The 13,427-nt window shown below is 67.7% G+C and carries 12 protein-coding genes; all 12 read right to left on the bottom strand.

The genetic code is table 11. From position 1 onward, the window contains the following. Positions 1-33: 33 nt before the first annotated feature. Positions 34-1,671, bottom strand: coding sequence for an OFA family MFS transporter (locus tag ACYCUK_RS09770; protein ID WP_461594584.1), 1,638 nt, complete (start codon positions 1,669-1,671; stop codon positions 34-36). Between the two features lie 232 nt (positions 1,672-1,903). Then, positions 1,904-2,791: a LysR family transcriptional regulator gene (locus tag ACYCUK_RS09765; protein WP_461594583.1), complete on the bottom strand. Its 888-nt coding sequence runs from the start codon at positions 2,789-2,791 to the stop codon at positions 1,904-1,906. 220 nt (positions 2,792-3,011) lie between these two features. Next, positions 3,012-3,725 (bottom strand): TorD/DmsD family molecular chaperone, encoded by a 714-nt coding sequence (locus ACYCUK_RS09760; protein WP_461594582.1) that lies wholly within the window; start codon positions 3,723-3,725, stop codon positions 3,012-3,014. Next, on the bottom strand, positions 3,726-5,984 hold the full coding sequence (locus tag ACYCUK_RS09755; protein ID WP_461594581.1) for a 4Fe-4S dicluster domain-containing protein: 2,259 nt from the start codon (positions 5,982-5,984) through the stop codon (positions 3,726-3,728). Then, complete coding sequence (locus ACYCUK_RS09750) at positions 5,981-6,679, bottom strand: DUF3306 domain-containing protein (protein WP_461594580.1); 699 nt, start codon at positions 6,677-6,679, stop codon at positions 5,981-5,983. Before ACYCUK_RS09750 ends, ACYCUK_RS09755 begins: the two co-directional genes overlap by 4 nt. A gap of 10 nt (positions 6,680-6,689) precedes the next feature. Beyond that, positions 6,690-7,397 carry a DUF3305 domain-containing protein gene (locus ACYCUK_RS09745; RefSeq protein WP_461594579.1) on the bottom strand — a complete coding sequence of 236 codons (708 nt, stop codon included), beginning with the start codon at positions 7,395-7,397 and terminating at the stop codon, positions 6,690-6,692. Further along, on the bottom strand, positions 7,394-8,245 hold the full coding sequence (locus ACYCUK_RS09740; protein WP_461594611.1) for a formate dehydrogenase accessory sulfurtransferase FdhD: 852 nt from the start codon (positions 8,243-8,245) through the stop codon (positions 7,394-7,396). The genes ACYCUK_RS09745 and ACYCUK_RS09740 overlap by 4 nt, the downstream gene beginning before the upstream one ends. Before the next feature lie 216 nt (positions 8,246-8,461). Continuing rightward, complete coding sequence (locus ACYCUK_RS09735; protein WP_461594578.1) at positions 8,462-8,779, bottom strand: hypothetical protein; 318 nt, start codon at positions 8,777-8,779, stop codon at positions 8,462-8,464. Positions 8,780-8,788: 9 nt separating this feature from the next. After that, a complete protein-coding gene (locus ACYCUK_RS09730; protein WP_461594577.1) occupies positions 8,789-10,048 on the bottom strand; it encodes a formate dehydrogenase subunit gamma in 1,260 nt (419 codons plus the stop codon). Positions 10,049-10,064: 16 nt separating this feature from the next. Beyond that, positions 10,065-10,304 (bottom strand): hypothetical protein, encoded by a 240-nt coding sequence (locus ACYCUK_RS09725; RefSeq protein ID WP_461594576.1) that lies wholly within the window; start codon positions 10,302-10,304, stop codon positions 10,065-10,067. Next, a complete protein-coding gene (gene fdh3B / locus ACYCUK_RS09720; protein WP_461594575.1) occupies positions 10,301-10,936 on the bottom strand; it encodes a formate dehydrogenase FDH3 subunit beta in 636 nt (211 codons plus the stop codon). Before fdh3B ends, ACYCUK_RS09725 begins: the two co-directional genes overlap by 4 nt. Positions 10,937-10,979: 43 nt before the next feature. Further along, positions 10,980-13,427: formate dehydrogenase subunit alpha (locus ACYCUK_RS09715; protein ID WP_461594574.1), on the bottom strand; the 2,448-nt coding region annotated here is incomplete at its 5' end.

Below are 13,427 nucleotides of genomic sequence, written 5' to 3'. Positions count from 1 at the left end.
GACTGAATCCAGCCGCTGTTCGTAAACCTTAGCTCAGAACAGAACTGCTGCTTTTTGCAGGGCGATGGTCACGCCGATGAGGAAGGGAATGCCCACGGCGGCCCAGGCCAGCACGCCGACCAGCCCCAAGCTGCCGCGCGCGGCGTGTTCCGCGTCGCCGCCGATGCGGTCTTCATGCTTGAGGGCACGCTCGCGAGCCAGCTCGTCGGGGGTCATGTAGTACTTGGGGTTGACCGGGCGCACCAGCATGTTCAGGATGAAGCCCAGCAGCAGCAGGCCAGTGAGGATGTACAGGGTGCGGTCGTACACCAGGTTGTGCGCCACGCCGGCGTTGATCTGGGTCTGGCGAATGGCGGCGATGAGGAAGGGGCCCGCCACGCCGGCCACCGACCAGGCGGTGAGCAGGCGGCCGTGGATGGCGCCCACCATCTGCGTGCCGAACAGGTCGGCCAGATACGCCGGCACGGTGGCGAAGCCGCCGCCGTACATGGTCATGATGATGCAGACCACGAGGATGAACAGGCCGGCCGCGCCGCTGTGGCCCAGGCTGGGCAGGCTGGCGTACAGCACGATGCCGAGGGCGAAAAAGACGGCGTAGGTGGTCTTGCGGCCGATGTAGTCCGACAGCGCGGCCCAGAACAGGCGCCCGCCGCTGTTGAACAGGCTGATGAGCCCGAGCAGGCCGGCAGCGGCCGCCACCACACTGGCTTTCTGCGCGGCGTCGAGCGCCGTGGCGCTGCCGAGCCCGATGAGGCGGCCACCAAACACGTCTTGCAGCATGGGGCTGGCCATGGACAACACGCCGATACCGGCCGTGACGTTCAGGCACAGCACACCCCACACCAGCCAGAACTGCGGCGTCTTCCAGGCCTTGTTGAGATGCACCTCATGGTCGGTGATCATGGCGTTGCCGCCTTGAGCCTTGGGCGTCCAGCCCAGCGGCTTCCAGCCCGTGGGCGGCACGCGAAAGCCGAAGGCCCCGGCCGACATCACCAGGAAGTAGAGAACGCCCATGAGGATGAGCGTGGGGGCCACGCCTTGGGGGCTGGTGGCACTGAAATGTTTCATCAGCGCCACCGCCAGCGGCGCGCCGATCATGGCGCCACCACCAAAGCCCATGATGGCGAAACCGGTGGCCAGGCCGCGACGGTCCGGGAACCACTTGATGAGTGTCGAGACAGGCGTGATGTAGCCCAGGCCCAGGCCGATGCCACCCAGCACCCCGCTGCCCAGGATCACCAGCCAGAGTTGGTGGGTGGAGACGCCAATGCCGCCCAACACGAGGCCGCCGCCCCAGCACAGTGCGGCGATGAATCCGGCCTTGCGCGGGCCAGCGTGTTCCAGCCAGGCGCCCCAGACGGCCGCTGAAATGCCGAGAAAGGCGATGAAGACTTCGAAGATGTGCGTGACCGATGGCACGGTCCAGTTGCAGCTGGTGGTGGTGAGCTGGCCCCAGAAACCCATGCTGCTGCACAGGGCGGCGTCGGTGCCGGTGAGCAGCTTGCTCATGGGCAGCCAGAACACGGAAAAGCCGTAGGCCATACCGATGCAAAGGTGGATGGCGAGTGCTGCTGGCGGCACCAGCCAGCGGTTGAACTGCGTGCCCGCAACGGTTCGCTCGCGGTCAAGCAGACCTGCCGCTGGCAGGGTTGTCGTCATCGATTCGGACATGGTGTCTCCTCTTGTGGGTTGTTGGCATGAACAACGTTACCGCTACTGCTTGGGTAGCGGAATAGGTTTATAGCGCAAGCCTGTGACCGCAAGTTACTTGCCGAGGCGGAAATTGCCCATCGATATTTCCTGAAGAGGCGTTCGGTTTTCCAGCATGCGCCCATGGTCTCAATCGGCATGAATACCCGGTGGAGATCCAAGTCCGGTGCTGTGGCGGCGCCTTGCCAAGGCCTCAGCCCGCGCCCAACTGCAGCGCTGCGGCGATCAGCGCCTCCACCGCCACCGGCCTGGGCTTGCGCGCCAGCGTCACCAGTCCGGTCTGCCACGACACCAGGGGTTGTTCCAGAAGCACCACATCCACCCCCTGCGGTATGCCGATGTTGTCGAGCACGCTGCGCGGCAGGATGCTGCACCAGCTACCGCTGGCCACATGCGCCAGCATGCTGACGATGGAGTTGGTTTCCACCCCCGGCTGCGGGCACAGGCCCAGGCCATCGAACACGCGGTTGATGGTCTTGCGGTTCTGCATGTCCGGCGTCAGCAGGCATAGCGGCAGTTGCCCCGCCTCGGCCCAGGTGATGGTCTTGAGACCCCATGCGGGGGTGCCGGCGCCGGCGATGAGCACATGCTGCTCATGCCAGACGGGCACGAACTCCAGCTCCGCTGCGTGGCTGGACTCGGTGTAGACGATGCCGCCGTCGACTTCGAACGATTGCACCCGGCGCAGGATGGCGTCGGTGTTGAGCGAGAGAATTTCAAGGGTGAGTTGCGGATGCTGCCGCGCCAGCTCGGCCGACAGCGCCGCCACCACGGTGAGCGCGGTGGGAATCACCCCGAGCCGCAGCCGGCCGCTCAAGCCCGCGCCCAGCTGGGTCAGGTGCAAGCGGAAATCCGCCTCCACGGCCGCCATGCGTCGGGCATAGTCGAGCACCGCCAGGCCTTCGCTGGTGAAGCCCGAAAAGGCCTGGCCGCGCTCGACCACGGCCACGCCCAGCTCGGCTTCGAGGTCGCGAATGGCGGCCGACAGGGTGGATGGCGAAACATGGCAGCTGGCGGCGGCACGGCCGAAGTGGCGCTCCTGCGCCAGGGCGATGAGGTAGCGGTATTTGCGTGAAAGCATCTGCGGCGGTCTGAGGTGATCTGGGGCTGGCTCGGAAATCGACATGCAGGGCAAGGCTAGCGCAGCGGGCACGGCCGCGTTCAGCAGTCCTGAGGATCAGCCGACGCCGCAGGCTGGCGACGCCCTGCCCTCACGGTGGTCATCGTGGCATCCTCACCGTGGCTTGCGCGCTTGACGCTCCCGGCCTGCGCAAGCGCGACGGCAGCAACGCGGCAAAACCTCAGTCCAGCAAGTCGAAACCGAGTTGTTCGACGGCAAGAAATTCGCGGGTGAAATCAGCCACGGCGCCGTAGAAACCAGCCGCCGGATGCGCGGCGATGGCCTCGCACATGCGTGTGCCCCAGGGATGAATATGCGCCTGGAACAGCGCGCGCTGGCGCGTCAGCAGGCACAGCGCGGGGTCGTCGCCGGCGATGAGAAAACGCATGATTTCAGCCAGGATGGCGAAGTGGTCCTCGCTCTCGCCCACCTCCTGGCGCCGTGCCAGGCCGAGTTCCTGCAAGTCGCCGCGCAGGCGCGCGAGCGGCTTTTCGTGCAGCGCGCCGGCCAGGTAGTAAGAGCCGTAGACATACACCGCCGGCTGGCCGATGCCGCCGAACAGGGTTTCAAAGGCCTCGCGCGCGGCGACGGCGCTGGTGTGGCGCGCCGCCTCGGCCAGCCTCACCCAGGCGGCCTGCAGCGGGCTGGGCCGCGCGTCGGCCGCTGCAGCTGCAGCGGCGGGCTGTTCGGCCAGATGCCGCAGCAGCTCGGCATCGGCCGGGGCGATGTAGAGCAGCGCGAGCAAGCCCCAGACATCGGCACGGTCGGCGTCTTCGGCGCTCGGGGCGGCGGCCAGGGGTTGCGGGCTGGCGGTGGAAGGGGATGACATGGCGGCGGGCAGCGAAGCAATCAGCAGAAAGGTTGGCAGTGCGGTGAGCAGGGAGGCCTGCGCCATTCAGCGCGGGTTGTGGGATGTGGGGACCGAGGACGGCGCGGTGCCGGCGCCGCTGTGCATGTCGATGACGCGGCAATCGCCACACATTTTCAAGCGCTCGGCGGCAGCGCCGGCAAAGACCGGATGACCGGCGAGCTTGACCAGCATCTGCTCGATGGCCCGCACCGTGCCGAATGGTTTGCCGCAGCGCACGCAGCGCCAGGGCTGGGCCTGGTGCAGGGTGCGCGGCTCGCTGCGCTGCGGCCCCCATTGCAGCCGCGGTTCGAGGCGGATGGCGTCTTCCGGGCAGGTCTTGACGCACAGGCCGCACTGCACGCAGTTTTTCTCGACGAAGCGCAGTTGCGGGGTTTGCGGGTTGTCGAGCAGCGCGCCGGCGGGGCAGGCGCCAACGCAGCTCAGGCACAGGGTGCAGCGCGCGGGATCGACGTGAATGGCGCCAAGCGGAGCGCCCGCGCCATGCGGCAGGGCGATGGCCGCCTCGCCCTGCGCCACGGTTTGCAGCGGCGCATGGCGCAGCAGGTGGTCGAGCGCAAGGTCGAGCGTGGCGCGCTTTTGCGCCAGCGCGGCAAAGCCGGCCGCAGCCGTGGGCACGGCGCCGGCCGGGCGCGGTGTGGCCAGCAGGGCGTCGAGTTCGGTCGCATCGGCCGTTTGCACCAGCGCCAGCCGGGTGCCGGTGTAGCCCATGCCATGCAACAGGGTTTGGCCGAGGGCAAGTTGGGCGCGCAGGGCATCGAGGTAGGCCGGCGCCTCGTCGCCGGTGGACAGCACTAGGATTTCAGCCGCGCCCCAGGCTGCCGCCGCCAGCCACAGCTCAAGCCCGACCGAGGCGATATGCCACAACGCCACCGGCATGACATGTGCGGGCAAGCCTTGCAGCTCGCACCGGCTTGCCGCCAGGCGGCCGAGTTCGCCCAGCAGCTGCGCGCCCTGCGCCTGGCTGTGCAGCAGCAGCGCCGGGCGCTTCAGCCCGGCGCGCTGCGCCGTGCCCAGCAGGGCGCGCAGGCGGGCGCCCAGATCGGTGGCGCGCGGCCAGGCATAGGTGAGCGCGCCGGATGGGCAAACCGTGGTGCAGGCGCCGCAGCCGACGCACAGATGCGGCTCGACCTCGATCTGGTTCAGGAAGGGTTTGGCGCCAGGGCTGCGCTGGCCGTTGGCGCTTGACGGCTCCAAGCCTTGCACCGGCTCAACGGATGGGGCCGGCGGTTGTGGCTGGTCGGCACGCAGGCGCGCGCGGCTGCTGATGGCCTGGGCCGAGCACACCTCGACACAGGCGTTGCAGCCGAGCAAGCTGTTGCGGCTGTGGGCGCAGAGCTTGGCGTCGTACTGGAAGAAGCGCGGCTTCTCGAACTTGCCCTGGCGCTCGCGCAGCTCGGCCACGGCGCGCACCAGCGCCAGCGGGTCGGCGCCCGGAGCGTAATAGCCCTGTGGCGGCTGGTGCAGGCGAATGGCGGGAACGGGTTGCAGGTCGAGGACGAGGTCGAAGGTTTCGACATGGCGCTGCGGCGCGCGGTCGAAGTCGATCGCGCCGATGCCGCCGCAGGCGCGCACGCAGCCGCGCTGCGAGGTGCAGCGCGACAAGTCGATCTGGTAGTCCAGCCCGATGGCGTCTTCCGGGCAGGCCCGCAGGCAGGCATTGCAGCGGGTGCAGAGGTCGAGGTCGATGGGGTTGGCGCTCTCCCAGCTCACCTCGAAAGCCCCGAGCCAGCCGCGCACGGCGATGACGCGGCCGGCATGCACCAGCTGGTCGCGCTGCAAGGGCAAGGCTGCCGCTGAAGTCTTGCCCGCAGCGGCGCCGGTGTCGAGCAGGGTGAGGGTGAGGCTGTCGGCCAGCAGGCCGCGGGCGAGCTGCAGCGAGGCGACATCGCCCAGCACCAGGCAGCGGCCCTGGCTGGTGTACGTGGCGGTGGGCACCGGCTCAGGCTCGGGCAATGCGGCGGCGGCCAGCAGCGCGGCCATTTTGGGACCGGCAGCGGCGGCTTGCCGGCTCCAGCCGGCGGTCTCGCGAATGTTGACGAAGCGGATCGGGCGCACATCGGACGGCGGCACGCCTTCGGTCTGGCCGGCGACTTCGGCGAACAGGCGCGACTCCTGGGTGCAGGCCACCAGCAGCGGCGCATCGTCCTGCGCGGCACGCTGGAACTGGGCCATCTCGCGTCGGCAAAGCTGGCTGTGCGGCGTCAGCTTCTCGCCGAGCGCGGCGGACAGCTCGGCAAAGTCCAGCGGCATGCTGTGGTTGCAATCGCAGACCAGGGTTTTCATGTCTCGGGGGGTGCGTCGGGTTGCGCTGGATGGATGGACGTCGGATCAGCCGGCGTCATCGCAGCTGCCGGAGGGCTGTGCTGCGGAGCTTGGGAGGCCAGGGCAACGTTGCCGGGCTGGGATGCGGCGGGCTCGGCCGCAACGCTGGCCGCCGACGCCGTGGGTCGCTCCGGCCTGCCGGCCTCCACGGCGTCGGCCATCGGCGCATCAGGCTGGGCGAACAGGCCGGAGGCGGCACTCTGGCGCAGGCGCTCGAGCATGGCCGCCGGCATCGGGCTGGCGACGTTGTAGTCGTCGATATAGGTGTCGAGCCCGTCCATCACATTGAACTGGGGGGCTTGGAACATTTTGCGCAAGGCGGCGCGGCGCACGCCTTCGTCCACCCCGGCGGCGACGAAGCGCCGCAGGTCGGCGCTGTGATCGAGCGCCTGCAACTCGTCCAGCGTGGGCGCGGCGGGTGGGATTTGTGCGGGTTCGCCAGGCTGGGTTTGGGACGGCGGTGCCGGCTCCACTGCCCTTGCTGCAGCAGGGTCGAGCGCGCCGGGCGCCGCAGTGGCAGCGGATGCCGAAGCCGAAGCGGCGGCGGCTTGCCCGCCTTGCTGCGGCACGGCGTCCTTCGATTGCAGCTTGCGACGCGACCAGCGCGTGAGAAAACCGCTGGCCGGCGCGTCGTCTTTCGGGGAAGGCGTGGTCATGGTCCTGCGCTCACGGACAAGACGCCGGGGGTTCGTCCTGCGCGGATTGGGCCGGCGCCTCGCCAGGGTCGGTCGCGGATGCGGCATGGACGCGTGTGGCGTCGCGCTCCTGCGGGGTGAGGAAACTTTGCGGGCGGCGGCGCTTGCGCGGCTCGGGCTTGTAGTGCGTGGTGTTGAAGTCGGCCAGCCAGTTGGCCACTTCGCCCGGCAAGGCTGCGATTTCAACCGTCTCGCCAGCGTCCATCCAGCGTGCGGCCTCGTTGTAGGAGAGCGTGACCGCCTGCACCGCCGGCAGGCCGGCGGACAACTGGCGTGGATCGTCGCAATCAGGCTCGGCCGGGGCGCTCCACCAGACGAACCACGACGGGCTGGGCGAGGTGAGGTTGAGGTGATAACCCTCGGCCTCGTCGCGGTGCAGTTGCACGCCGTGGCCGGGGTAGAGCCATTGCGATGCGGCCTCACTCCACGCCAGGCAGAGTGGGCTGGGCGATGGCGCCTGGGCCACGCGCGCATCACCCGGGCTGCGACTTGCCTCGGCCGGCAGCACATCCAGCAAGCTCCAGCGCCAGCGCTGCCAGCGGTTGTGCTGGCGCTGGCGCTGGAGCAACACGCCTAGCTGCAACTGCGGCACCTGGGGCGCGGCCGCTGGCATCGTCGTGGCGCTCGGAACGGCGCCTGCATTGGCGACGACGAGATGGGCCATGGGATACACGCTCATGCTCCCACCGCCGTGCTGACGACGGGTCGCAAGAGTGGCTCGGCGATGAAGCGCTCGAACCCGGTGTATTGCAGGAAATGGCGATTGGTGCAGCGCGCGAACAGGGCGATGCCGCGTTGCTGCGCAATGTCGTAGCCCATCTGCGTCACGCCCGAGCGCGACACCAGGATGGCCACGCCCATCAGCGCGCATTTGATGACCATCTCCGACGTCAGCCGTCCGGTGGTGTAGAACACCTTGCCGGCGCCTTCCACGCCGTGCAGCCACATCCAGCCGGAAATGGCGTCCACCGCGTTGTGGCGGCCCACGTCCTCGGTGAACATCAGCAGCTCGCCGCCGGCGAACAAGGCGCAGCCATGCACCGAACCGGCGGTCTTGTAGATGCTGTCGTGCAGGCGCATGGCGTCGAGCAGGGCGTAGAGCTCGCTCTGGCGGATGCGGGTGTGCGGGTCGAGCTCGGTGGTGCCGACCTCGTTCATCAGATCGGCGTACACCGTGCCCTGGCCACAGCCGGTGGTGACGACGCGTTTGGCCGAGCTGCGCAGTGCCAGGTCGGCAATGCCGCCGCGGCTGGTGATGGAACAGGCTTCGACCTCCCAGTCCACCTGCACCGCGGCGATGTCGTCGATGGCGCGCACCAGGCGCTGGTTGCGCAAATAGCCCAGCGCCAGCAGCTCCGGCGCCGCGCCCACGGTCATGAGGGTGACCAGTTCGTGCTTGTCGAGGTAGAGCGTGAGCGGGCGCTCGGCAGGAATGTGCACCTGCTGCGGCTCGCCATATTCGTTGCGCACGTCGACCGCGCGCGTCAACTCGACGCTGGCGTCGCTGAGCAGGGGCGCGCGCGGCACCCGAGCCCGCGTCGGCAAAGCCGGGGCGGAAGTAGGTTGGGCGGAGTGTGTGTGCATGGGTGTTGCGGATGGGCCGGACAGGGATCGGGCCAGGAAGGACTTCTGCATACAGGACTGGCCGCGTTGGCATCGGCCCTCAGCCTACCCCCGTACGACCCTGCTCGCACGGGGCCGGCCCAATGTTGACGCCGGCAAGCGCGCTGGCGAACGCGCTGGCTACTTCTTGTCGGCAGATGGCGCAGGCGCCGCTTCGGGCGGGGCATAGGCGAAAGGGCCGGGGTCGACGCAGGCTGGCGTCGCCACCGGCGGTTGGGTCGACTCGCCCTGCTGCTTGGCATGCGCGTAGTAGTCGGCGGCGACCTTGTTCTGAGCCCGGCAAAGCTGATAGGCGGCGACCTTGTCGCCCCATTTCGCCTTGGCCGCAGCCTCTTCCGCCTTGGCCTTGGCCTCGGGGCTGGGTGGGGGCAGCTTGGCCCAGGCAGCGGCCCCCAGGCTCAGGGCACAACAAACGAGGACGAGATGTGCGGGTTTCATGCGGGCTCCTCAAACTTTGGGCTTGGCCACGGCGATCGGCGCCTGTGCCTTGGCACCGCTGCGCTGGACGGGAATCTTGCCGGCCTTGATGTCGTCCAGCCACAGCGCATGGTGTTGCTTGGCCCAGGCTTCGTCGACATAGCCGGTGCGCATGCCATCGAGCGCGCCTTCGGTGCCGACGGTGCCGATGTAGATATGGCCAAAGGCCATGGCCATCAGCAGAATGGTGGCGCTGGCGTGGATGATTTCGGCCACCTGCATCGCGCCACGGGTGTAGGGAAAGTTGGGCACGAGTCTGTCCAACACCAGCCCCGAGCCGACCGCGATCAAGCCGAGGGCCAGGACACCGAGCCAGAACCAGATCTTTTCGCCCGCGTTGAAGCGCGCCGCCGGCACCTCGGCGCCACCGAACATGCCGCCGCCCTTGGCCAGCCAGGCGAGATCCTGCCGGCTCGGCAGGTTGTCGCGAATGAAGGTGAGCAGCACGATGACCAGGGCGATCCCGAACAGCGGACCGACAAAGTTGTGCAGGGTCTTGAGCGCATAGCTGAGCCAGCCGAACAGGCTGAGGCCGAGCACGGGCAGAAGGAAGAACTTGCCGAACATCATGACGATGCCCGACACCGCCAGGGCGATGAAGCTGTAGGCAAGGGCCCAGTGCATGAAGCGCTCGAACGGGGTGAAGCGTTCGATCTTGCGCCCCGTGGGCCTCTGGTGCAGGCGAATCTGGCCCTTGACGGCGTAGAACACGGCAATGCCGACCAATGCGAGGATGAGCAGCCAGCCGCCCACCGGGATGAGCAGCAGGTTGCGCGCCTGGCGCCAGGCCTCGCCGGCCGAAGTGAAGTCGGAGCCGGGATAGCGGGTTTGCGGCTGGATCAGCACGCCCGCTTCGGGTGCGGGCAGGCTGCTGAAACCGGATTGCTGCTTGATGGCGCGCCACATCGGCGCGTTGTTGCCCGGCTGCACCTGTTCGCGCTGGCCGTTGTTTTGCTCGGCATAACCGGCCAGGGTGTCGGCCCCGGGTGGCGCCGCGGGATGCCCGGCAAGCTGGCTGGCCGTGGCTTGGGTTCCTTGCTGAACACCGGCCTGGACCGCGCCCGGCGCTGGCGGCGTTTGCGCCGGAGTGACCGCAGCTTGTGCCCAGGCGCGGGCTGGGGACAGGAGCAACGCGACCAACAACGCGACAAAGAACACACCAGCGAACAAGGCGTGCCAAGGCCCCGCGCTGCGCAGCATCGAGGCCGGAACAAGGAATGGTCTGGACATCATGCCCTCCACCGGGTCAGCGCATGCGCACGTATTCGTTCTGGGCCTGGGCGCGGCGGTCGATTTCGCGCTGCCAGCTTGCCTGATCGCCCACTTTCCAGCCAGACTCGGTGAAGGCCGGCTTGCCCCCCATCCACGGCGCCTCGGATGCCGGGGCGCCGGTCTGCGTCAGGGTCTGCGGTTTCTGGCTGCATGCGCCGAGTGCGACCAAGGCCAGCAGCGTCGCCAGCGCACGGACGTGTCGCGTCATGTTCATGATCGGGCTCCCTGGCTGGCCGCCGCCGGCTGCGTGGCGGGTGCTTCGCCCTTGCCGTAGGCGGTGCCCCAGCCCCACAGTTCGGCACCGCCGCCGCGATGCAGCACGCGGTCGCGCAGGATGTCGGCGACGACCTCGCCGTCGCCCGCCAGCAAGGCTTTGGTCGAGCACATCTCGGCGCAGATCGGCAGCTTGCCTTCAGCCAGGCGATCGCGGCCGTATTGCTTGAACTGCTCTTCCGAGCCGTTGGGCGCGGGGCCGCCGGCGCAGAACGTGCATTTGTCCATCTTGCCGCGCAGGCCGAATTCGCCGTTGGCGGGGAACTGCGGCGCGCCGAAGGGACAGGCGTAGGAGCAGTAGCCGCAGCCGATGCACACATCCTTGTCGTGCAGCACCACGCCTTCGGGGGTGCGGTAGAAGCAGCTCACCGGACACACCGCCATGCACGGTGCGTCCGAGCAGTGCATGCAGGCCACCGAGATGGATTTCTCGCCCGGCACGCCCTCGTTCATGGTGACCACGCGGCGTCGGTTGACGCCCCAGGGAACCTCGTTCTCGTTCTTGCAGGCGGTGACGCAGCCGTTGCAATTGATGCAGCGCTCGGTGTCACAAATGAATTTCATGCGGGCCATGATGGTTGTCTCCGTTGGGCTTGCATTGGCTAGCGTGGAGTACTCAAGCGCGTTCGAGTTGGCACACGGTGGTCTTGCTTTCCTGCATCATCGTCACGGCGTCGTAGCCGTAGGTGGTCGCTGTGTTGACCGCCTCGCCGAGCACGATGGGCGCTGCGCCTTCCGGGTAGAACTGGCGCAGATCCTTGCCCTGCCAGTGGCCGGCGAAGTGGAAGGGGATGAACACCGTGGAGCGATCCACCGCCTCGGTGACGCGCGCCCGCACCTTGATGCGCGCGCCGGTTGGGGTGCTGACCCAGACGTCGTCGCCCTCGCGGATATTGCGGTCGTTGGCCACTGCCGGATGCACTTGCACGAAGGCGAACTGCTGCAACTCCGCCAGCCAGGGGTTGGAGCGGGTTTCGTCGCCGCCGCCTTCGTACTCGACCAGGCGGCCGGAGGTGAGGATGAGCGGAAACTTCTTGACGATGTCGATGTTTTGCTGCTGCACCGTCTTGTACAGCGTGGGCAGGCGCCAGAACACTTTCTTGTCGTCGTAGGTGGGGTACTTCACCACCATGTCGGGTCGGGTGGAATACAGCGGCTCGCGGTGCTGCGGAATGGGGTCCGGGAAGTTCCACACCACGGCGCGGGCGCGCGCATTGCCGAAAGGGTGGCAACCGTGGTTTTTCATCGCCACGCGGATGATGCCGCCGGAGGAGTCGGTCTTCCAGTTCTTGCCGGAGGCGGCTTTTTTCTCGGCGTCGGTGAGCTCGTCCCACCAGCCGAGCTTCTTCAGCAAGGTGGAGTCGAACTCGGGGTAGCCGGTCTGGATGTCCGCGCCCTTCGAGGCGGAACCATCCGCCGCCAGCAGCGACTGGCCGTCACGTTCCACGCCGAAATTGGCGCGGAAGTTGCCGCCGCCCTGCATCACGTTGAGCGAGGTGTCGTACAGGATGTGGGTGCCTGGATGCCGCAGCTCGGGCGTGCCGTAGCAGGGCCAGGGCAGGCCGAAGTATTCGCCGTCGAGCTTGTAGCCGGTTCCGGCGTCGATGCCGCCGCGCGCACGCAGGGTTTTCACGTCGAACACATGCATATTGCGCATGTGGATTTTCAGGCGCTCGGGGCTTTGCCCGGTATAGCCGATGGTCCAGACGCCGCGATTGATTTCGCGCAAGATGGACTCGGTCTCGGGCTCCGGCATGCCGCCCTTGCCCGGCACCATCTTGTAGTTCTTCACGAACTCCTTGCCGAAACCGAGCTTGTCGGCGAGCTGGGTCATGATCATGTGATCGGTGCGCGACTCGAACATCGGCTCGACCACCTGCTCGCGCCACTGCAGCGAACGGTTGGATGCCGTGACCGAGCCCGAGGTCTCGAACTGGGTGGTGGCCGGCAGCAGGTAGACCGCGCGCTTGGGATTGAGATCCTTGGCGTCTCCGGGCATGGCCGCCATGGCTGCGGTGGCCGAGGGGTAGGGATCGACCACCACCAGCAGATCGAGCTTGTCCATGGCTTTTTTCATGTCCAGGCCGCGGGTCTGCGAGTTCGGCGCGTGGCCCCAGAAGACCTGCGCGCGCAGGTTGGGGCCTTGGTCCACCATGTCGTTGGGGGTGAGCACACCATCGATCCAGCGCGACACCGTCATGCCCGGCTTGGTCATCATGCCCGGCGCAAAGCGGCCCTTGATCCACTCGTAATCGACGCCCCAGACCCCGGCATAGTGCCTCCAGGCGCCTTCGATCACGCCGTAATAACCGGGCAGGGAGTCCGGGTTGGGGCCGACGTCGGTGGCGCCCTGCACGTTGTCGTGGCCGCGGAAAATATTGGTGCCACCGCCCGACTTGCCAACATTGCCCAGCGCCAGTTGCAGGATGCAGGATGCACGCACGATGGCGTGGCCGATGGTGTGCTGCGTCTGGCCCATGCACCAGACGACGGTGCCGGGCTTGTTCTCGTGCAGCCAGCGCGCCACCATCAACGTGGTGCCGCCGTCCACCCCGCAAACTTCCTCCACCTTGTCAGGCGCCCATTTCGCCATCACGTCCTGCTTCACCTGATCCATGCCCCAGACCCTGGCATCGAGATAGGCCTGGTCTTCCCAGCCGCGCTGGAAGATGTGATAGAGCACGCCGAAGAGGAAGGGAATGTCGGTGCCGGAGCGGATGCGGATGTGCTTGTCGGCCTTGGCCGCGGTGCGGGTGAAACGCGGGTCGACGACGATGACCTTGCAGCCGTTTTCCTTGGCATGCAGCAGGTGCAGCATGGACACCGGGTGCGCCTCGGCGGCGTTGGAGCCGATGTACAGCGCGACCTTGGCGTTGGCCATGTCGTTGTACGAGTTGGTCATGGCGCCATAGCCCCAGGTGTTGGCCACGCCGGCCACCGTGGTGGAGTGGCAGATGCGCGCCTGGTGGTCGCAGTTGTTGCTGCCCCAGAACGACACCCACTTGCGCAACAGATAGGCCTGCTCGTTGTTGTGCTTGCTCGAACCGACGACGAACATCGCGTC

The sequence above is a fragment of the Thiomonas sp. genome (genome assembly GCF_054608695.1).
Note: the sequence above shows the minus strand (reverse complement) of the source record. Positions and strands in the feature narration are given on the sequence as shown.

Excerpts from the sequence above, each read along its gene's own strand:
- ACYCUK_RS09770 (WP_461594584.1), bottom strand. The coding sequence starts at position 1,671 with ATGTCCGAATCGATGACGACAACCCTGCCAGCGGCAGGTCTGCTTGAC.
- ACYCUK_RS09765 (WP_461594583.1), bottom strand. The coding sequence starts at position 2,791 with ATGCTTTCACGCAAATACCGCTACCTCATCGCCCTGGCGCAGGAGCGC.
- ACYCUK_RS09760 (WP_461594582.1), bottom strand. The coding sequence starts at position 3,725 with ATGGCGCAGGCCTCCCTGCTCACCGCACTGCCAACCTTTCTGCTGATT.
- ACYCUK_RS09755 (WP_461594581.1), bottom strand. The coding sequence starts at position 5,984 with ATGAAAACCCTGGTCTGCGATTGCAACCACAGCATGCCGCTGGACTTT.
- ACYCUK_RS09750 (WP_461594580.1), bottom strand. The coding sequence starts at position 6,679 with ATGACCACGCCTTCCCCGAAAGACGACGCGCCGGCCAGCGGTTTTCTC.
- ACYCUK_RS09745 (WP_461594579.1), bottom strand. The coding sequence starts at position 7,397 with ATGAGCGTGTATCCCATGGCCCATCTCGTCGTCGCCAATGCAGGCGCC.
- ACYCUK_RS09735 (WP_461594578.1), bottom strand. The coding sequence starts at position 8,779 with ATGAAACCCGCACATCTCGTCCTCGTTTGTTGTGCCCTGAGCCTGGGG.
- ACYCUK_RS09730 (WP_461594577.1), bottom strand. The coding sequence starts at position 10,048 with ATGTCCAGACCATTCCTTGTTCCGGCCTCGATGCTGCGCAGCGCGGGG.
- ACYCUK_RS09725 (WP_461594576.1), bottom strand. The coding sequence starts at position 10,304 with ATGAACATGACGCGACACGTCCGTGCGCTGGCGACGCTGCTGGCCTTG.
- fdh3B (WP_461594575.1), bottom strand. The coding sequence starts at position 10,936 with ATGGCCCGCATGAAATTCATTTGTGACACCGAGCGCTGCATCAATTGC.